Origin of the sequence: Arcobacter roscoffensis (assembly GCF_024267655.1) — a bacterium.
Taxonomy (GTDB): Bacteria; Campylobacterota; Campylobacteria; order Campylobacterales; family Arcobacteraceae; genus Arcobacter_B; species Arcobacter_B roscoffensis.
Genome location: NZ_CP100595.1, coordinates 2,513,411 through 2,535,589 on the forward strand (window position 1 = coordinate 2,513,411; position 22,179 = coordinate 2,535,589).

Consider the following 22,179-nt stretch of genomic DNA (forward strand, 5'->3'; position numbering starts at 1 on the left):
GATTTACTCCTTTTATACTTATTTTCTTAAAACTTTAGTATTTACAACAGCTATATTATTTAAGCATCCAAATAACTCACCTGTTATATCTTCAACCTCTTTTGCTTTTTGTTTAAGATCTTCATTGCTGGCTTTATTTGCATTTAAATCCATAAACTCTTGCATTAAAATATGGAAGTTCTCTTTTTTAGTTTTAAGTTCTCTCCATTGTGTTGAAGTAGTATAGGGCATGTTTTTTGATTCACTTTCTATAATCCATTTACCTAATTCTGTTTGCTCATTTCTTACTATATCGATATTACTATAAGTATTTAACTGCTTATAATACTCTTTTTTTAGATTAATATTATTGTTTTTGTATTTTGATATTAATTGAATTAAATCAATATCATCAACCATATCATAATATTTTTCATTAATTTTTGTTTTCTTAGTAATTCCAAGTAGTCTTGATGAAAGCTGTGCTACTTCATTTGATAATTGACCTATATTAGCAGAAGTTGCAGCATTTTCTTGTGTCATTCTATCAAGATTGGCAACTGCATTATTTACTTGAATCATACCAGTTTCTTGCTCTTTTATAGCTCCACTTACATTATCGATTATATTCTTAGTATCCACAATTTTTGAAGACAATTCATCATAACCTTTTATCATATTATTGGCAATACTTTTACCTTCATTTGACTTTTGTGTAGCATCTTCTACTAGGGCTTTAATCTCATTTGCAGCCTCAGCACTTCTACTTGCAAGATTTCTTACTTCTTGTGCAACTACTGCAAAGCCTTTTCCTGCTTCACCAGCTGTTGCAGCTTCTACTGCAGCATTAAGTGAAAGAATATTTGTTTGGAATGCAATTTTATCAATAACACTTATTGCTTCATTTATTGCTGTTACTTTATCATTTATTTCATCCATAGAATTAGCAGTTTTATTTGCTAATTCATTTCCTGTTTTTGCTGTGTTATTTAACTCATCTGAAATATTAAGCATACTTACCACATCTTTACTGCTTGATTGCATATTACTTGTGATTTGTTCAATTGATGCTGCTGTTTCTTCTAAGGAAGCAGCTTGTTCATTAGCACTAGTAGATAAATTTTGAGAAGACTGACTTAATGTAATAGTATTTGACTCTAACTCTTTTCCAGCATTTGTAATCATTGCAATTAATTGAGAAATAGATTGTCCTAGTAAAACTGAACCTGCAAATAATGTACCAAAATCACCATATAAACCATCTTTTTCATTTTCATCTAGTCGTGTATCATAAGAACCTTTTGCATACCCATCTAAAACTTTATTTATATTAGCAACTTTATTGCTTGTATTTGAAATCATCTCATTAATACTTACTCTTAAAGACTCCACCTCATCAGTTGCACCATGCTGTTTTATTTGATACTGTAAGAAACCATTTGAAGTTTTAGTAGCTATATCAGATAGTTCACTTACAACTTTTCTATCTTGCTCAATAATATCTTTGATTTTAATAATTTGTTCATTCATATCACGAGTCATTAAAGCAAACTCATCTGAGCCTTTTACTTCCATAGGTTTTAAATAGTCTTTTTGTCTAATGACATATAAAAAAAAGTATTCCAATCCTTGTTTAAACTCTCTAAGAGAACTTACAATTTTTTTTGTCATTAAGAATACCGATGTAAATACAAGAACTAACACAAGTATTATAAGAGCTATTATCAAATAGAAGCCTTTATTAATATCTGCAACAATTAATGTAATAGTATTTTTCAATTTATTTACTATATCTAACTCTAAATCTCTTAATTTTTCTATTCTTTTAAAAGATACTTCATCCCACTTTTTTATATCAGCACCATAAATATTTTTTGTTAGTTTTTCTAATGAATTTAACGCTCTTGTATCATCTACATATATATATTCGTCAATTTGTGTAATTGTTTGTTCTTGATTTCTCAAAGCTTGAATTTCAGAAGCCATTAATAAATAAGAATCAAAAACCCTTTGAATTTTTTTGATAAGTTTTTTTTCAACTTTTGTAAGGCCTTTTACTCTTTTATATGCTTTTAGTTTTCTAATAATAGATACATGCTGTTGCTCAAACTTTTTATAATAAGTTCTATCTCCTCTTAAAACATAGTTTTTAAAGTTATGAATAAGACCACCATATCCAGCTAACTCTCTTATTTGAGTAAGTAAAGCATCTTTTTCGTTTTTAATACTTACAAGTTCTCTAAATTTTTCAACTTGTATATTTTCACTTGTCTCTAAAAATTCTTCTAGCTTTTTTATATCTTCATCAAAAGCTACTTTTTTAAAATTATCCAAATAGGTATTTTGAGAAGCCACAAGAGCACCAAATTTAAAACCATTTTCACTAGAAACAGAAGCTATTTCAAATATTTCTCGTAAAACTAAAGACTCTTTATATGCTTTATCTTTTGCATTTGCTAAAGAAACAAGACCTTCAGAATATTTTGTTAGTTTTGCATTATTTGAAAAACTAACCAACTCATCTAAAAATACTAAAAGTTTTCTAATTAAAGAGTTGTAATAGTCTTGAGTTTTTGTAGCATCTATTTGATTTTCTTTTACCTTATTTCTTAATTCATTTAAAGTGCCTAAATCTTTTTTTAATTTTAACAAATTCTCATCTATTTTGAAACTAAATTTTGTAGAGTTAAATTTCTGTAAAAACTTATTGAAATCCTCTAAACTACTTTTACTTTTTTGTTTTTGTACTTCTAACTCACTTTTAAAACTATTTCCATATGAAGATATATATACTAAAGAATAATATCTCTCTTTTTGAAAGTCATCTAGTAAAGTGCTTACTTTAATATTAAAATCCAAATACTCTTGTGTTGTAAGAATTGACATTTTTGTACTATACTCTTTTTGAAGTATTATCAAAGATAAAACAATAATACTAATTATAGGTAGAACTAATATAAGTAAAATTTTGTTTTGAAGTTTTAGCTTGTTCATTATGTCTCCATGATAAATTTTTTGTACTATAGTATAAACTTTATCAATAGATATTTAACAGTTATTTTTTGTAACCGCATTGTAATCATGGGATTATTAGTAAGTTATTTATTATTAAGTAAGTATTTTTAAGATTTTTTATAACTGTAAATATAACATTCAGAACTTATTATTAAATTGTAGTATTAATTAGGTATTTTAAGAAACAAAAAAGAGTTAAACTCTTTTTTGTATTATAGGTCAACTAAAGCTTTAAACTTAACTCCACATCTTCCTATATTATTAACATTAACATGATTTCTTTCATTGATTTTATCATCTTCAATAAACTGATACTTTACTTCTAAAATAACAGGTGTCGTTTTACTTGGTACTTCATATGTATCGTAATATTCACAAAATAATGCACTTTCACAAGATGAAATCATAGGAGGAAAACCTTCTTTTACAGTTTCCACATCTATTTCAAACTCTTCTATTTCACTTTGACCTTTATCAAGTGGTGTTGCACACTTTTGAACAAGTTCAGCATGTTCTTTTTTCGCAAAACAAATAGTTGCTTTTTTACTTTTATTTATATTTGCTAATGAGTCTTTAGGAGTTCCATCATCTTTTTGTCCAATAGCCACTAAAACTAAAGCAGGATTAGATGATATAGGAATAAAATATGAGAATGGTGCACAGTTTAAAACACCGTTTTCATCTTCTGTAACAATCCAAGCAATTGGTCTTGGAACAACAGTTCCAGACATTATTTTGTATCTATTTAAGTCGTTTACATCTTTATAATCTAAAATCATTTACTTCCCTTGTTTTTCTTTTGAATATACAAGATTATAGCTAAAGATTTAGATTAACAAAAAAATTAGTTGCTATTTTTCAGACTTAATAAATCTATGTTTCTAAAAGTTATTTATTATAAAAATATATGAGTTTTGTTTATTTTATAAGGGTAGTGATATTTTAAAATTTGCACCTTTATAAACTTGCTCTTCTAATACAAACTCTTCATTTTCTACAGTTAAAATACCATTTGAGTGCTTTTCAACAATCTGTTTTGTCATATAAAGGCCAATTCCTGTGCCACTTTTTTCACCTTTAGTAGTGAAATGAGCTTTAAATATATCATCTTTTATATTATCAGGGATTCCCCCTGCACTATCTTTTATACTAATGTATGCGTAAGTATCATCACTATAAATATCAATAACAATAAATCTTTTTGCTTCATCAATATCTAGTAATGCATCCCTTGCATTATTTAAGATATTTAAAGTTGCTTGTAATAGCTCATTTTTAATTGCTTTAATTCTTACACTATTATAGTTTTCAACAATTGTTATATAACTATTTTTCATAGAAGCACTAATTAAAGAAAGATTTTTTTCAAGTAAATCAGTTAAATCAAACTCTTCTATAGTTTTATTCTCATTAAAAAAATTTCTGAAATCTTCTATTGTATCTGATAAATGTTTTGTAGTATCTACAATTTTTGAAAAGTCTTTTTTAAGATCGTTTTTCTCCAAGATATCAAACTCCATTTTCAAAGAGTTTCCACTAGCTATTGTAGAGATAGTACTTAAAGGCTGTCTCCATTGGTGGGCAATGTTTCCAATCATCTCACCCATTGAAGCCATTTTGGATTGACTATAGAGTAATTGATCTTTTTTTCTATTTTTTTTAACTTCTTCTTTAAATCTATTTTTTAATTTATCATTTAACTCTTCAAGTTCTTTTGTTTTTTCTTCTACCTTAAACTCTAAAGTTGCATTTATATTTTTCAAAGCATTTTTTTGATTTTCAATTCTTAGTTTATGTCTATTAAATAACTGATTTAACTTTAAAGAGACAAAATAAGAGATTATTAAAGCAATTATTAAAAAGATCAATACTATTTTAATAGTCTCTTTTATACTTTGTTCAGTCTTTTGCTTATCAACTCCAATGATTTTTTCAATATTCTCATTAATATTATCTATGTTCACTGCTACGCTAATTAACCAATCCCAATGTTTAACATAATTTAGAATATAAAGTTTATAACTATTATTATCTATTTTTTTCCAAATAAATTTGTACTTTTCATTTGATAAACCGACTTTTGATTTTTTTATAAACTCACTAATTGATTCTATTACTTCTTTATTTTTTTCATAAAGTAAAAAACTTCTATTTGTATAAGTATCTTTTCTTGAGTGTTGCAATATTCTTAAATCATTATCTAGAGTAAAGATATATCCATTATCATTAATACTCATCAAATCTAATCTTTTTTTAACTTCATTTTTAGCAATTGAGATATACTCTTTTAAATCAATGCTATAACCAACTACAATGTTTAATTTAGGAAAATCTTTTATATATGAAACCCTAAAGTTATCTTCAGTACTTGAATTGGATTCATTACTTGTATAAAGGATAAAACCTTCACTCTTTTTTTTCATTAATCCATTGAATTTTTTTAGATAATCTTTATTTGTATAGATTGGGTCACCTAAATCTCTATCATAACTAAGTTCAAGAAATTTAGTATTATCTTTGTATGTATAAACAAAATATTTGCCATTATCATTTGATTTTATTTGACTGAGTGATTTTAAAAGCTCTATTTGAATTGAACTTTGAAGAAGTTTATCTTGATTATATAGTCTATTTAAAATTCTATTTGCAAAATCAATTTTTGATTTTACATTATCTTTTATAACATTTAAAGAACTAGCTTTTTTAAATTTTATATATGAGTTAACTGACTCGACTATAGTAAAGATTCTTTGTTCTTCTTTATCTAAAAAATCCTCTTTTAATTTATTATAATCAGTTTCAAATTTTGAGTTGGCTTTTTCTATATGAATAAAAGTAATAATAGATGCTGTTAATATAATAAACACCATTGGTATTATATATATTAAACCAGTAAAATGTTTTTCTTTAAACATCTCTTATCTTAAATCTTAAATTCTTGCTCTACTTGCTTTGCTAAAAGTTCACCTTTTACACTAAGAGATGAATCTAGAACATACTCATCTTTTTTCAAATTTTTAAGTAATTTTTTTCCCTCTTTTAGGGAAAAAAGTCCACTATTTTCAAGCTTTAAAACTACATCATTTAAAGACTCATCATTATCTTTTTTTAGAATACCTAAAAGTAAAACTTTTTCATTTATATCCATGTTTTAATCCTATTAAAATATAGAGCAAATAGCATAAACGCAAGCCCTAGAACAACGGTTATTATAGCAAGAGAAGTTAAAGTTGCCATTAATCCAATAAACATAGTAGTTATTATGCATGCAATCATAAAAAACATGTCATTATATGAAATTACTCTACCTAGGTACTCATCATCACATTTTTCTTGTAAAAGAGCATAAGTTATAGACCATAAAACTGTCGTAAACAGTCCCGTCATAAATACAAATATCAATGACACATAAAAGTTATGCTGAGTTAATCCCCACAGAATAATAGCTATACCTTGAATTATTAACAAATAGTGTATATTTGTTTTATTTACATACTTTGATATAAAAAATGGTCCGATCATTAAAGCAAATGCTCTAACTGCATTTGAAATTCCTATAGCTAAAGGAACTGCAATTACATACTTATATTCATTTTTAGCAAGTAGTGTTACCAATGTGTCAAAAGATGTAAGACCAACACTTGCATGTAAGAAAATCAAGTGCATAATTTTCGGATTTTCTTTAATATAGAAAAAACCATCTTTTATTAAAGCAAATATTTTATGCTTAATTTCACTTTGTTTTACATCAAATTCTATTCTTAAAAGTACTAAAAGAGCTACTAAAAAAAATCCTGCATCTATAATAAAAGCTGTTTTTACACCCACATAATTAACTACAATTCCACTAACTCCCATACCTGCTGAGTAAGCAAAAGACCAAATTATTGAGTGAACCTCGTTTGCTTTTTGTAAGGCAGGTCCTTTTACTAATTTTGCCAGTAAAGACATTTCTGTTGAGAAAAACATTGAAGCACAACTCATTCTAATAAATATAAATATTAAAAGAAGCCATATTTGACTTTTGTCATCAATAAGTAAAAAACAAAGTGTCATTAATAGCTCAACACTTAAAAGTGCTACCATTAAGTTTTTCAGTTTAAATCTATCTATAATAGCCCCTGAAAAAGGAGCTATTAATACAGCTGGTAAAAAATGCATTGCTGTAACAACTGCAATTGCAAGTTCTGAAGATCCAAATTGCACAAGCATCGTATAAATAGCTACATTTGAAAACCAAGCTCCAAAATATGCTATTAACTGAACTACTGATAAATCTCTTATTACCTTATGTTTTGAAAATAACTCACGATAGTTCAATTTGAATTAATACCTCTTGATACATAGCAGAAAAAGAGTCTTCATCCTCTTTATTAGGTGTTAGGTAGTTTACATACTTATTTCCTGCATAAAAAAAGGCACAATTTTCTTTTATATCAACACTTGTTTTTACTTTAAACTGTGAGTTTCCATATTTAGAAGATATTTTCACTTCATTTCCATCTCCAAAACCAACACTTGGATGAAGATATACATGATTGTCATTATTAAACTGTGAGTTTAATGAGTTTTTACTTTTTGCAGTTATTAAATAAAAATTATCATCTGTTTTATTTTTATATAAAGGCTCTACTTCAAGTTCTTCTATAAACTCAAATGTGTCAAATTTTTCATATTCAACATTATGATTTTCATAATAATCAAGAACTTCATCTTCATTTTTTAAAGGTTCATATGAAAATTTTTCTATTAAGTACTTAGCCAAATCATACTCACTAATAGTTTCTTTCGATGCTTCATTTACAACTTCAGATATGGCTATAAATTCATGTCCATAAGATAGTCTAATATCTTTTTTACATAAGAAGTCACTTGAAGGAATAATCAAATTTGCATACTCACAAGTTTCATTATATGTAGTCCCAAAGTAAACTACAAAACTCTTTTTAAGTCCATCAATAACTGCTTGTGTATTTGGTGCAGATACTACGGGATTTGCACCTTGTATAAATACTAAATCATAAGATCCAAAATCAAGTGAAGCTACTGATACTTTTTTATTTTTACCTTTGTGTGCAAATTGTTTCTCATATCCATAATTTGAATCACTTAGATACCAAACTCCACCAGCTTCTTGTTTATGAATACCTAAAAACATTGCAAAACCATCAATTGCTCTCATTATTTGAGCACCCTCAAAATACTTTTGTACTCCAAGACCTAATACCATTGATACTTTTTTACCTTCGATAATGTCAAATAGTTTATAAGCATCATCTAAAGCAACTCCTGTTGTTGCTTCATAAGATACCAAAGGTCTATTTTTTGAAATATCAAAAAACCAATCATGCCCTTCACTATTTTCCTCAAGATACTCTTCATCATCTAATCTATTCATAAAAGTAAGTCTTGTTAAATATAAAGCTAACTCATGGTCTGTTTTAGGATTTAGTTGTAAATGAAGCTCTGATTTTTTAGCAATATCTGTTTTAATAGGATCTATTGTAATAAATGTTTTATCTTTTACTAAATTATACATATGAGAAGAAGTTTGAGTAAAGTTTCTACCCCATACAATAATTACATCAGAATCTATTAAATCTTGAATTGGTGGATTTTGAACACTGCCTCTATTAGCTTCAATTCCAGCACCTCCGCCTCCATCACATAAGCTTCCTTTTGTTAAAACTGCTCCATGCTTAGCAAAAAAGTTTTTAGGGGCACTTTGCATTACACCTAAGTTTCCACTTCCCTTATAAAACAAAGTAGAATTAGCATCTGTTGTTTTTAATTTTTCTTCTAAAATATTTAAAGACTCTTCTAAAGAAATATCAGCCCCTTCATATTTTGATGTTTGTAAATTGTCTTGTTTTAATAAACTTGCAAAGTTTACACATAATTTTCCATTTGTTACACTATTTTCTTTTGAACCTTTTATTACGCCATCAGTACTTTTTGCTTGACATGTATCAAAACAATCTAATGGACAGGCTATTTTTTTATCTAAACTCAATTTTTACTAACCTTGAAAATGTTTTTACCTTATCTACAATAAGCTCAACTTTATATGATGAAATATGAGAGGAATCAGCCACTGAATATATTTTATTTATTTTTATATTTGCTTCTTTCCCATCTAAAAATATCTTTTTATTTTTTATAGTATCAATACTTGAAATTGGTACAAAAAACTCTAATTTACCCTTTGATAAATCTTGAGCTTCATATAAAAGTGTTCCAGGATTAACATAATCCCCTTTTTTTACTGCGATATTAGATATATAATTTGATTTTTCAATCAACCTTTTTTTTGAAATAGTATCTTTTAAACCCTCTATTTTTATAATAATATCAGCTTTTGAGGATTTAAGATTTACTACTTTTAACTTTTGTGAGTCTTTTTCAAAAGCTGGTTTTGAAGATACTCTACTTAATCTTTCATAATTTTTTTGTTCTATATTTATCATTTCATTTATATATGAAAGTTTATTTCTTGATTGTTCTAAATCTATTTTATTTATATTTGAATCAATTTGTACAATCAATGAATTATTTGCTTTTTTCCCTTCAATATCTTCATTTGCATATATAACTTTTCCAGAAACTGAAGATTTTATTTTATAACTTTGAACTGGTTGTAGTTTTGCATAATATTCACTTGCAAAAACTGCTCCAATCAAAAACATACTTATCAACACTGCTTTCATTTATAATCCTTTATATCAATTGTTTTTAAATACTTGATAATATCTTTTTTTAGTATCTCAATATCTTCTTTATTCTCTTCAACACTAAATATAAACTCATTTAGTTTTTTATCTTTATTTATATAAACACTTAAAACTTTTAAAAGTTCACTTGAAGTCTTAGATGATTTAACTTTTTTTATTAAAGGTATATCATCAAGTTTTCTTGATTTTTTTAAATTTATAACATAATAATATAAACCTAATGTTAATAGTGTTGTAATAATACCTAAAGAAAAATATAAAATATTATTGCTTATTGAACTTTTTTCAACAACTTTTACAATTTGTTTTTTTTCTACACTCTTTGGGGCTTTTTCTAAATTTGGTCTTATGTTATTTTGAAGATTCTTATTTTTTAAAATTTCTATATTAAAGCTTTTACTTATCTTTTTTATAATCTCTTTTTTATTTTTATCAAAATATAAAATTTCAAAAGAAGGTATATTATAAGAGTCATTTGAAATTATAGTATAACTCTTTTCATAAAAGCCTTCATATTTACCATCTATATATTTTGTTTCAACCTTTGCTTTATTAGAATATATTTTTGCATTTGGAATATCAAAATCAAAATCTTTTATATCATCAAAATTCCCATTCCCCGAAATTTTAATAGTATAATTCACAGCATCTAAGGCATTTACACTTTTTTTATCTACACTTGCTTTTATATCAAAACTACCAACTAAGTCTACATTTTCAGGTAAAGGCTTTACTTGAAATTTTAAAGTATTTGAATAAATCTTTTTATTTGAGACACTATTTGTAAAAAAGCTCATGCTATTTCTTGAATTATCTACATATTGAGCGTCAATTCTTAAAGGCTCAATTGTAAGCTCACCACTTTTTTGAGGAAAAAGTAAAAACTTTAATTCTGTAACTATATAATCATCATCTTCATAATTCTTTTGATAATCAAGTTTTTTATACCAAAAACCTTTGAAGTTTGGATTTATAAAGGCTAGGTCAATTATTTGCATTTGTGATTTATATTTAAATTTTAACACTAATTCAAAAGTTTCTGATACATATAAATCATTTTTATTTGAAACTATTTCAAAATCAAAAATACCTGATTTACTTTTTTTAGGTATCCCTAAAACTATTTTTTTCTCTTTAGTCTCATAATCTTTACCATCAACACTAAATTTTAATGAAGGGAAAATAAAATCATCTACAGGATAAAAAGAGTAAGCTCTTTTTATTTTCTTTGTAATTGTTGAATTTATAATTGAAGTAGAACTAGAATTTGAAATAGTTGAAACTTTTTGCCCTGCTATCTCATCTATTTTAGGAAACTTTATATCTTCACCTTGAAGCTCCAAACTAAAAGTAAAAGCTTCATTTTTTATTGCAGTGTTTGGTAAATCTAGCTTTACATTTGCAAAAACACTTGAAAGAAATAAAAAAAACAGAATTATAAATCTAATTTTTTTCATGCTTAGAACTCCAATGTTCCTTCAATAGCAAAGTTTGCTCTTGAATCTAATTCAGCGTGTGATAATACAGCTACTTGTAGACCAAATTTTTCATATATTTCAGATATTCTTTTTCTAAGTGATGGATCAACTACCATTGCAACTTTACTATAACCTTTAGCCTCTATTTGCTCAATTAAATCTTTTGTATGAGTCACAAGATTATTTATTTCAGCAATTGATAACATAAGCTGTGTAGCACCGTGTTGGTCTTGTAGTTTTCCTATAAACTGCTGTTCTAATTCAGGCTTGATGGTAACAATATGTAAAATCCCATCATTATCCACGTACTTTTGAGTAATTAGTCTATAAAGTTTTGATCTTACATGCTCAAGTAAAACATCTGGTGCTTTAGTAAATTCTGCAATATCTGCAATAGCTTCAATAATTGTCAACATATCAACAATGGGTATCTTCTCATGAAGTAAATCTTTACTTACTTTTAATAAAGTACCATATGATGTGACTTTCATAGCTTCCTCAACTACTATTGGGAAATCTTTTTTTAACCTGTCGATAATATCAACAATATCTTGTCTTGTGATAATATCTTCAGCGTGCTTTTTAATAATCTCTGAAATATGAGTTGAAATAATTGTTGGCGCATCTACAACTGTAAAACCTTTCATTAAAGCTTCTTCTTTTAAATCTTGTGAAATCCAAGTTGCATCAAGATTAAATACAGGCTCTTTAACTTTTAAACCTCTAAGTTTTTCTGTACCCAATCCACCCATTGCAAGAAGTTTATCAGTCTCTACTCTACCTTTAACTAAAGGAATCCTTTTTAAATATAATTGATACTCATTTGGACCAATACTAGCATCATCAGATATCCTGATTTGAGGAATTATAAAACCTAATTCTCCTGCTATTGTTTTTCTAATTGCTTTAATTTTATCCAGTAATTCTGAGTTTCCTTGAACTAATTGAAGAAGTCTAATTCCAAGCTTTAACTCTAAAACTTCCATTTTCATAATAGTTTCAATATTTTGCTCTTCATTTGCAGCTGCTGCTTGTTTTTTCTTTTCTTTTATAGTTTCAATGTCATCAGTTATTTTTGTTTTAGACTTTGCAGCTTCTTCTGGTTGTGTTTTAAAGAATCTTGTAATAGCATTGTCTTGTTCATTTTCAATCATACTTATCGTATAACCTATAAATATCATCATAGCACCCATAACAACTAAAATACCAGTAGGGAAACCAGGAACAAAACCAAAAAGAATCATACCGATACCAACCAATACTAAAGCTTTTGAGTCTTTAACAAGTTGCATAACTGATTGATTTGCAAACTTATCTTCATCCATATTAGATCGCGTAATAATAATAGCAGTTGCAGTTGATAAAATAAGTGCTGGAATTTGAGCTACTAAACCATCACCAATAGTTAAAATTGTATAAATCTCACCGCTTTCACTAACTGTCATATCATGTTGAAAAAGACCTATTAATAATCCACCAATTAAATTTACTAAAGTAATAATAATACCAGCTACGGCATCACCTTTTACAAATTTAGATGACCCATCCATAGCTCCATAAAAGTTTGCTTCTGATATTAATGATTTTCTTCTTTCTTGTGCTTGTACATCGTCAATAAAACCTGCATTTAAATCAGCATCAATTGCCATTTGCTTACCAGGCATTGAATCAAGATTAAATCTTGCTGTAACCTCAGCAACTCTTGTAGCACCTTTAGTTACAACCATAAAGTTAATAAGTACTAAAATGATAAATACAATAATACCAATTACCATATTTCCACCAACAACAAACTCACCAAAAGCCGAAATAATAGAACTTACAGCATCAGGACCATTATGTCCCTCACTTAAAATAGATCTTGTAGTTGCAATATTTAAGGACAGCCTAAATAGTGCTAATATAAGTATAATTGTTGGAAAAGTTGTTAAGTCTGAGGGTTTATGTATATATAATGAGATTAATAAAATAAGTAATGACAAAGACAAAGATATTACTAAAAAGAAATCTAATATCCCCTTTGAAAGGGGAACAATAATAATTACTAATATAGATACAAATAATGCAACTACAAATAAATCTTTCGAGAATATCTTTCTTATGTTCATTTACGACTTTAACTTTTAATTTAAATAATTATCTAATAAAATTAACTAATGATAATTCATTAGTCTTATTTATTGTTGAATATAAAGCTGTGAAAGTTAACTCTAAAGCTTTAGCTTCAACAGCAACTTTTGCTAAATCAGCTGCTGCAATTTCTTGAAACATAATATCATATTGTGTAATTTTTGCAGAAATTTTCTCTTCTGAAATTTCAAATACTCTGTTTCTTCCACCAAGTTCTGCATGGGCAACGTTTACTGCATCATAAGCACTATTTATACTATCTAGTCCTTCTGTTAAAGCAGCATCAGCAACTGCATCACTTACAGGATTTCCATCTGAATCAACTTTATTCAAAGCATTTACGACATTATCTATTTCATCAAATATATTTGTTTTTGCTTCAAACTTAGTTCCATCTACATTTGGTGTAGTAATTTGATATGGATACTTAGCAGCATTAGCTCCAGCGTTTGGAGTAACCGTTAACTCATCAGTTGTAGCATTTCCATTAAAATCATATCTAACTAACTTTGTAGGAGCAGTCGTAGAATCTGGCTTCCACTCAAAGCCATCTTGGTCAACTATTCTTTGAGATGTTGAGAACTCTAAAGTATCTGCTTTTGTTGCAGTATCTGTAGAATACATCATCATATCAAAACCATTTACACCTTTTTGTCTATATGATCCCTCATCAACTGCAATTTTCCTTAAGTGATTATCTCCATTGTAGCTAACTTCACCAGTTGTAGGATCTTGTGTAAAAGAAGCAATTGAAGAATCTGAACCTGAAAATAAATATTCTCCATCAATTTTTGTATTGGCTAAATCCAAGATATTTTGCTTAACTCCGGCAACACTAACTGCAATTGCTTTTTTACCCTCATCTGTTGTTGTATCTGTATTAGCTTTTAAAAGCTCACTTTTTACTTGCTCTAACAAGTTTTTTATTTCAGCAATAGCTGAATCAGATACATTGTTATGAACAGTTGTTTTATTTAGCTGATCTTGAATTCCTTCAAAAGTTTTTATTTTATCTTCAACAAAAATTTGTCTAGTAAATAAAACAGCATCATCACTACCATTGTCAATTTTTTTACCTGTACTTGATTGATAAGATATTCTTTGTTGTTCAGCATTTAATCTATCTAATCTATGTAATGTTACTTCTGTTTGATTAATCATTGTAATACCTTTCTGAACATTTGTATAATATCATTGAAATTATACCGTTCTTGTGTACCTTGAGTTAGAAACTCTCTTATTTGCTCTTTTTTAGCCATGGCATTATCTAATTCTGGATCCATTCCAGGTTTATATGCACCTACTCTAACTAAAACTTCATTCTCTTTTATTAATGATAATACTCTTTTTAACTTTAAAAAGCCATTATAATGCTCTTTATCAACTACTTTGTCCATTACCCTAGAAGCTGATTTTAGAAGATTTATAGGAGGATAAAAACCTTGCTCGGTTAATTCTCTTGTAAGAACAATATGCCCATCTAAAATAGATCTACTTTGATCAGCAATTGGGTCATTCATATCATCCCCATCTACAAGAACTGTAAAAAATGCAGTTAATGAGCCTTTATCATTATTACCTGCACGCTCCATTAATTGTGGTAAAAGTGCAAATACTGACGGTGGATAACCTCTACTTACAGGAGGTTCACCTGTACTTAAACCTATCTCTCTTTGAGCCATAGCAAATCTAGTAACTGAGTCCATCATAAGTAAAACATCATGACCCTTATCTCTAAAAAATTCTGCAATTGCCATAGCAGTGAAAGCTCCGTATTTTCTCATAAGTGCTGACTCATCAGAAGTTGCTGCAATAATAACAGTGTTTTCTAGATTATTATCAAGATTATAGTGAATAAACTCAGGTATTTCACGACCCCGTTCACCAATAAGTGCTACTACTTTTATTTGTGCTTCACAACCTTTTACAATCATTCCCATAAGTGTTGATTTACCAACACCAGAACCTGCAAAAATACCTACTTTTTGACCTTTTCCTGATGTTAACATTGAGTCAATAGATTTTACACCTGTAGAAAATCTTTCATCAATTATTCCCCTATCAAGTGGAGCCATTGATAGTTTATTTATTGCAGATGTTTCATGTAAATCTTTTATTTTTCCCTTATCATCAATTGGATCACCTAAGGCATTTACAACTCTTCCTAAAAGCCCATATCCACACTTTACTGACAGACCTTCTTTTTGTAAATAAACCTTATCATGTATTCTAAAACCATCAATAAATGAAAATGGAACTATTGTAAAATCACTTCCATTTATAGAAGCAATCATTCCTAAAACTGTGTATAAATGTTGAACTGATTCAATCTTTACAATATCACCAACAGCAACTTCCAAACCAGTTGCTGTAACTGTTGTACTAGAAATGTTTTTAATTCTTCCAAAGGCAACTGATAAATCACTTGATTCAATATTACTAATTAACTTATCTAAATCCATTACATCTCATCACACATTTTTTTATATAAACTATCAACTGAACCCTCTACTTCTTTACATCTTGTAATATACTCTTGTTTTTTTGCTTTATTATTTTGTAAATCATATATATTGATTAAATCATAATAAATCTTTACCTCATCATTTGCTTTTATTCTTCTTGTATTTTCTAAACCTTCAAGCAAATAATCCTTTGATTTATCTATATTATTTTTATCTTCTTCTAATTTAGAAAGAGCCATTTCAACAAATGGTGAGTATATATAAGCTTTTATTTCTTTTTGCTTTTTATAAAGTTTATTTAAAATATCTATTGCTTCATCTTTTTTAGAGTGTTTTAAAAGATAAAAATAGTAATCATAATAAAAATCAACTATTAAAGGATTAGATTCATTTTTCTTTACATAATCTTCATTTCTACTAGTATAAGAGAAAAACTTATCTAAAGCTAAACTATCATTTTGAAGTTTAATGATTTTATATCTAGTCAAAAACTCTTGTGCTAAAACACCTTTATTATTTACCATTTCTACTTTTGCAGAAAAATCTAATGCTTCATCATAAAGATTTAAAGCTAATGCCATTTTTTCTAAATATAAATATATATTTGCATCTCTACTTGTATTAAATGTACTTTTAATTTGGTCATATGCTCTTTCATAAGGTACATCTATTAAACACTCAAAAAATTTATACTTAACACTATCATCTTCAATTAATCTTTCTAAAGTAGAGTTTCTCGATGTTTTTAGTGCATCATTTAAAGCAAAACATTTATCTTCATTTAAAAGCATTTTTATTCTATCTATATTAACTTCATCAAAAATTGCATTCATTGATTCATATCCAAATCTTTTTGCAATTGTATTTGAAATAGTTTTATAAATTTTCTTTTTTCTTAATATATCATCAAATCTTTTTGCTTCTTTTTCATTAATTAGCTCTTGAAGTAATGCTTTTTGTTGCATTGATTCAGAATTTTCATACTTTTGAGAAATAACAGTAGTTTTCAAAATATTCTGTCTCATTAAAATTTCATCTATATACATTTTAGATTTTTGCAAATAAGCACCTTGTGAATAGTCATTAATAATATCAGTATATAAAGCTTTTGCTTTTTCTAAATAGTAATTAGTTCTATCATACATAAGCATATATGTATTTGCAAGCTTAAATTTAAAGTCTTCAATTGACTCTTCTTTTGTAGTTCTATTTAATAACTCTTTTAAAATATTCGCTGCATGTTCTGGCATTCCAGCTTTTATTAGTTTATTTATTTTTCTATTTGCTAAGTATGAATCATTTGCATAAAAGTCAATATTGTTTTTAAGTACTTGCGATATTAATTCATTTGCTTTTTCATAATCTTCTGTAAATATATATAAATCAAATAGCTCATTTGCAACAATTGTTGCAACTTCTTTATCTTTAGTTTTAGCTAAAATTTCATATAAAATCCTAATAGCCATTTTTGGTTCTTGCTGATATTTATAAACCTTAGCTAAAGCTATTTTACCTCTTGTTTTTATAATTTTATCATTAAAGTTATTTACTATAATTTCTGCAAAATATTTAGCATCTTTTGACCTATTTGATTCAAGTTTTAAATCAACTAAAAGTTCATAAGCTTTTGGTAAATCATACTCATTGATTTGCGCTGAGTTAATAGCTTTTTCCAAAACCTTTGCAGCATCAACTATAAACCTTTTTGACTCTTTTTTTAGAGACAATTCACTGTATATAATAATAATATCTGAGTTTAAAACCTTTAATCTATTTTTGTCTTTAAAACTTTTTATTTGGGCATAAGCTTCATCAATTTTTCCATCTTTTGCTAATTGTCTTGCATTTTGTATCAAATCAAAACCATCACTAATTTCTTGTTTTCTTTGCTCTGATATTTGAGCCCCAGAAGAGTTTATAAAACTGTAATAAAAATCTTTTTTTGCATATAGGAAATTTATGAATAAGAAAACTATAATTAAAAATTTCAAAATCTACCTTTTATTCTTTTTTAGTTCATATACATATGAGAAAATTTCTGCCAATGTTTTATAAAATTCACTTGGAACTTGCTGGTCTACCTCTATTTGGTCAAACAATGCTCTTGCTAATGCAGGATTTTCAATAATTGGAATATCATTCTCTTTTGCAATATCTTTTATTTTTATAGCTAAAAAATCGATACCCTTAGCTATCATTTTTGGTGCAGCATCAACACTATTATCATATTTCATTGCTATTGCGTAATGAGTGGGATTTGTAATTACAACATCCGCATCAGGAACATCTGACATCATTCTTTTTTGTGCCATTTGCATTTGTATTCTTCTAATACGCCCTTTAACTTGAGGATCACCATCCATATTTTTAAATTCATCTTTTATCTCTTGTTTACTCATTTTAAGAGACTTAATATAATAATGTCTTGTAAAATAAAAATCAATTATAGCAAAAATAATTATAATAAGTAATATAGCTGCTAGAAAATAGCCCGTTAACTCTATCATAGTATTTATGGTACCCTTCGTTTCTTGATCCATCATCGCAAGCATCATTTCACCTGTAAAAAGGAAAAGTACTACCATTACAGCCATAATAATTATTAGTTTTAATGTTAACTTAAAAGCTTCTATGACCTTTTTTAAACCAAATACATTTTTCATTCCCTTAATTGGGTCTAATTTTTGCAAATCTAATTTTATTGGTGTTACAATCATTCCAAACTGCACCCAATTAAAAATTAAAGCTAAAACAAAAACCAAAATAAAAATAGGTGCTAAAGCTTTAAATGTTGCCATTGTTACAGAATAAGTTAAGGAGTAAAATATTGTATTATCCATTTCTTGACCAATTAAGTTATAACAATACATCATTAGTTTTTTTATTTCAAACATTGCAGATGATGAAAAAAATAATAAATATAAAGACCCAAAGAAAAGTATAGCAGCCCCTGTTACTTCCATGGACTTAGCAACATTACCTTCATTTTTAGCATCTTCTATTTTTTTGGGTGTGGGTTCTTCGGTTTTTTCGTCTTCATCAGCCATTATACTATCCTACTTATTGAAACTTTGAGAGGAAATATTCTGTAAATGTTTCTGTAAATACTTCCATTCCAAACATTAAAAATAAAAAAATTAAACCAAATTTCATTTGAAATGTAATAACAAAAGGTGAAAATGCTGGCATAGATTTTGTTCCATAACCATAATATAAATCCATAATAAAACCAATAAAAAACAAAGGTAAAGCAAAAGCAAAAGCAAAGGCAAACATTCTTTTTATTTCATCAATTGCTAGTTGAATGCCATCATAGGAGAATATATCAAAAGAACCTAAATGAATCATAGAAAAACTTTTAACTAGCATTACTATGGTCATTTCATACATTCCTGTTTGAAAAAACAGTGCAATAATTATCCAATACAAAAGCTTTGATACTAAACCTTCCTGAGAACCCGTAGAGGGGTCAAACATCATAGCCATTGATAAAGCAGTAGAATATCCAACAAAGTCACCAATAATTTTAACAGCAGCAAACATAATTTGGAATAATAAAGAGGCAATAGCTCCCAGTGTTATTTCAGATATAAGTCCTATTATAAAAGTTTCTTGATTAATTGCAGTTGTAATATCTACAACTGGAAATAAAAATACTGTCATATAAAAAGCAAAGGCTATTCTAATTCTAACACTTACAGCGGCATCACCAAATATTGGCATAAATGCAACAAAGGCTAAAATTCTTGCAAGAAGTAGTAGAAATTCATAGACTACATTTTCATTTAGTAAAGAGAGAAAGGCTTCCATTAATTACTACATATAATCTAAGTTTTTATCATCAGTTTTGTTATTTTCTCTTGCTTCTAGTATACTTCTAGTATCTGAATTATTGTTTTGTGAACCTTTATTTTCTTCACTATTACCTTGATTAGATGATGAGTTATCGCTATTTTCATTTGAGTTAAAATCTAAATTAAAACTTGACTCTTCACTAAATGTCTTGCTTAAGGCATTTTTTAAGCCATTTTGACTATCAATAAAGGCTTCAAGAGTGGAGTTATTTGAAATATTCATACTAATATTAATACCATTGTCTTTATCACTTTTCATAATAATTGCAATAGTTCCTAAGTTTGAAGGATTTAAATTAATTCTAAAAGCCGTCACAGGAGGTTTATAATTTTCATACATTTGTCTTGCAACATCTGACATCATTGTAGACATTTGTTGTTTTGCACCGATAATTCTAGCTTGTATACTTTGAGCTAAAGATGGATTAACATTAACAGTAACCTCTTCAATTTTTTCTGTTGAAGTAGATGCTGTATTTACTAAGGTTTCTGTTGCTTTTACAGTATTTGTACTTTCTATATTTCTGTTTATTATATTTTTTATTTCATCTTGTTTAACGCTATTACTCATAGCCAGTCTATCTAAAAAGCTTCTTCTATCTGTATAAGCTTTATCTTCAAGTTTTATTTCTTGTTTATTACTTACTTCAACTTCAACTTTTTGGGCATCTAAATCAAGCTTTTTAGCTGCTTCTTTTACGTCTTCTGTACTTTGAGCATTTTTAACTTGATTTATGGCATCAGCTTTATTTGCTAATGAGCTTTTATTTGCGTTACTTCTTTGTGAACTTAAATAAATATTTGTTAAAAAATCTTTTGAGTCATTACTATTTTTAACAGCAGATGTTGAATCATTTTTTTGTACTTCTACATTTGTTTTTACATCATTTACTGTTTTCTTTTCATCTATTTTCTTACTATCTTCAACTAATTTATCAAGTAAAGATTTTTCTTCTTTTTTGTCCTCTGTTTTTATACTACTAGCTGACTCAAGCTCTTTTTTTGAAATATTTACAGTTTGCTCACTAGTTTTAGAATCAATTGAAGCTAATTCTTTTGCAACTTTTTCATTTTTCACCTCTGATACTTGAGGTGATGATACTTGTTCTTTATTTGTATTATTAGTATTTTCATTTTTGATAATATTTGAAGTTTCATTTGAGCCTTTGCTCTCTTTTACTTCTTTATTGTCATTTATATTAAGATTATTTGTATTTTTAGTTTTTTCAGGATCTAAAATCTCTTTAGGATTTGAAGTATTAAGATCTTTTTTATCTATTACTTCATTTTTAGACTCTGTTGTTTTTAAAGAAGTTTCGATTTTTTCAGTTTTAACTGGAGCAACTGAATCTTCTAGATTATTAACTTTTGTATTTCTATCATTCTTTACTAAAGCTTCATTTTGTGTTTGCTTTTCACTTTTACTAGTTTGAACTAAAGAAGGTTCTTGCGTATTTTGCTCAACTTTTGCATTTACATTTGTATTTTCTTTCGTAGGTTTCTTTTCAATTACAGAAGTTTCTTCTTTTTTGTCATCATTATCAATTTTTATTTTCTTATCTGAAGTTTTACTCTCTTCTTCTATTGCCTTATTACTTAAAATAGAATTATCAACTTTGCTAGAGTCTTTTTTCTCTTCTAAAGATTTATCTTTAGTCGTATTCTCTTTTACTTCTGTTTTATCTAAGTCTTTATTTTCAAGATCTGTTTTTATTTTATTTTCTACTAAAGGCTCAGTTTTATGATTTTTAGCATCTATTATTTTAGTATCTGTATTAGTGTTTTTCTCATTAGTTGTAATGTTAGATGAACTTTTACTAGCATCTTTTTCATTTGAAGAAGTCTCTTTCTCATCTTTGTTAGAGATATTTAAAACAGCATCTTTTTTCTCTTCATTTTTATTTACACTCTTATTTTCAATTTCTTTACTATTTGTTTTAGTCTCATCTAAAGACTTATTTGAAATTTCTTTATTTTCAGTTAATTTTTTTTCATCAGTACTAGTAGTTTCTTTATCAGTTTTTATTTCTTTTTTAGACTCATTTTTTGCTTCCACAATTAATCTATCAAGAAGTGAACTTTGTTTTACTGAATTAATAGGAGAAGGACTAGCATTATTTTTTGAAACATCTTCAGTTGAAGTATCTTTTACATTGTTTTTTGTATTATCACTAGCTAAATCTGAGCTTTTTATATTTGATTGTTTTAAATCTATATCTTTTTGTGATTTATTATTTTCTTGAGTTGTATTATCTAAGTTTTTTTCACTAGTTTTAACTTCTTTTTTTATTTCTTCAGAATTAGTTGATTTATTAACATTACTTTCATTTTGGATGTTTTGCTCTTTTGTGGAAAGTGCAGTTTTATTTTCATTTGAAACTGCTTGTTTCTCTTCTTTCATTCCACTTAACATAGAATCAAAAAGTGAAGCACCCTCTTTTTTTTCACCCTTTGTAGTAGTTTTACTACTAGATGAAGTTTCATTTATACTAGTTTGTTTTGTTAAGAAATCAACTTGTTTACTCAT

General features: G+C 27.2%; 15 protein-coding genes. All 15 read right to left on the reverse strand.

Annotated elements, in window-relative coordinates; genetic code table 11:
- Positions 1–18 precede the first annotated feature (18 nt).
- The 15 genes from NJU99_RS14935 to fliK all read right to left on the reverse strand — a co-directional run bounded on the left by NJU99_RS14935 (position 19) and on the right by fliK (position 22,179).
- Entirely contained in the window at positions 19–2,973 is a 2,955-nt protein-coding gene (locus NJU99_RS14935; protein WP_283256427.1) for a methyl-accepting chemotaxis protein, read from the reverse strand.
- 233 nt (positions 2,974–3,206) lie between these two features.
- Entirely contained in the window at positions 3,207–3,773 is a 567-nt protein-coding gene (locus tag NJU99_RS11940; protein WP_254576134.1) for a flavin reductase family protein, read from the reverse strand.
- Between the two features lie 144 nt (positions 3,774–3,917).
- Entirely contained in the window at positions 3,918–5,909 is a 1,992-nt protein-coding gene (locus NJU99_RS11945; RefSeq protein WP_254576135.1) for a sensor histidine kinase, read from the reverse strand.
- 8 nt (positions 5,910–5,917) lie between these two features.
- Complete coding sequence (locus tag NJU99_RS11950) at positions 5,918–6,142, reverse strand: hypothetical protein (RefSeq protein WP_254576136.1); 225 nt, start codon at positions 6,140–6,142, stop codon at positions 5,918–5,920.
- Entirely contained in the window at positions 6,133–7,314 is a 1,182-nt protein-coding gene (locus tag NJU99_RS11955) for an MFS transporter (RefSeq protein WP_254576137.1), read from the reverse strand. The genes NJU99_RS11950 and NJU99_RS11955 overlap by 10 nt, the downstream gene beginning before the upstream one ends.
- Positions 7,301–9,007 (reverse strand): molybdopterin-dependent oxidoreductase, encoded by a 1,707-nt coding sequence (locus NJU99_RS11960; protein ID WP_254576138.1) that lies wholly within the window; start codon positions 9,005–9,007, stop codon positions 7,301–7,303. The genes NJU99_RS11955 and NJU99_RS11960 overlap by 14 nt, the downstream gene beginning before the upstream one ends.
- Positions 8,994–9,701, reverse strand: a complete 708-nt coding sequence (locus NJU99_RS11965; RefSeq protein ID WP_254576139.1) for an HlyD family secretion protein — start codon at positions 9,699–9,701, stop codon at positions 8,994–8,996. Before NJU99_RS11965 ends, NJU99_RS11960 begins: the two co-directional genes overlap by 14 nt.
- Positions 9,698–11,182 carry a BatD family protein gene (locus tag NJU99_RS11970; protein WP_254576140.1) on the reverse strand — a complete coding sequence of 495 codons (1,485 nt, stop codon included), beginning with the start codon at positions 11,180–11,182 and terminating at the stop codon, positions 9,698–9,700. Before NJU99_RS11970 ends, NJU99_RS11965 begins: the two co-directional genes overlap by 4 nt.
- Positions 11,183–11,184: 2 nt before the next feature.
- Positions 11,185–13,311: a flagellar biosynthesis protein FlhA gene (flhA, locus tag NJU99_RS11975; protein WP_254576141.1), complete on the reverse strand. Its 2,127-nt coding sequence runs from the start codon at positions 13,309–13,311 to the stop codon at positions 11,185–11,187.
- A gap of 28 nt (positions 13,312–13,339) precedes the next feature.
- Positions 13,340–14,494 (reverse strand): flagellar hook-associated protein FlgL, encoded by a 1,155-nt coding sequence (gene flgL, locus NJU99_RS11980; RefSeq protein ID WP_254576142.1) that lies wholly within the window; start codon positions 14,492–14,494, stop codon positions 13,340–13,342.
- The gene (gene fliI / locus NJU99_RS11985) at positions 14,491–15,795 is read right to left on the reverse strand and encodes a flagellar protein export ATPase FliI (RefSeq protein ID WP_254576143.1); all 1,305 of its coding nucleotides are present in this window, start codon (positions 15,793–15,795) and stop codon (positions 14,491–14,493) included. The genes flgL and fliI overlap by 4 nt, the downstream gene beginning before the upstream one ends.
- A complete protein-coding gene (locus tag NJU99_RS11990) occupies positions 15,795–17,789 on the reverse strand; it encodes a tetratricopeptide repeat protein (protein ID WP_254576144.1) in 1,995 nt (664 codons plus the stop codon). Before NJU99_RS11990 ends, fliI begins: the two co-directional genes overlap by 1 nt.
- Positions 17,790–17,792: 3 nt before the next feature.
- Positions 17,793–18,845 carry a flagellar biosynthesis protein FlhB gene (gene flhB / locus NJU99_RS11995; protein WP_254576145.1) on the reverse strand — a complete coding sequence of 351 codons (1,053 nt, stop codon included), beginning with the start codon at positions 18,843–18,845 and terminating at the stop codon, positions 17,793–17,795.
- Between the two features lie 13 nt (positions 18,846–18,858).
- Positions 18,859–19,608: a flagellar biosynthetic protein FliR gene (locus NJU99_RS12000; protein ID WP_254576146.1), complete on the reverse strand. Its 750-nt coding sequence runs from the start codon at positions 19,606–19,608 to the stop codon at positions 18,859–18,861.
- A 6-nt stretch (positions 19,609–19,614) separates the two neighbouring features.
- Positions 19,615–22,179, reverse strand: coding sequence for a flagellar hook-length control protein FliK (gene fliK / locus NJU99_RS12005; protein WP_254576147.1), 2,565 nt, complete (start codon positions 22,177–22,179; stop codon positions 19,615–19,617).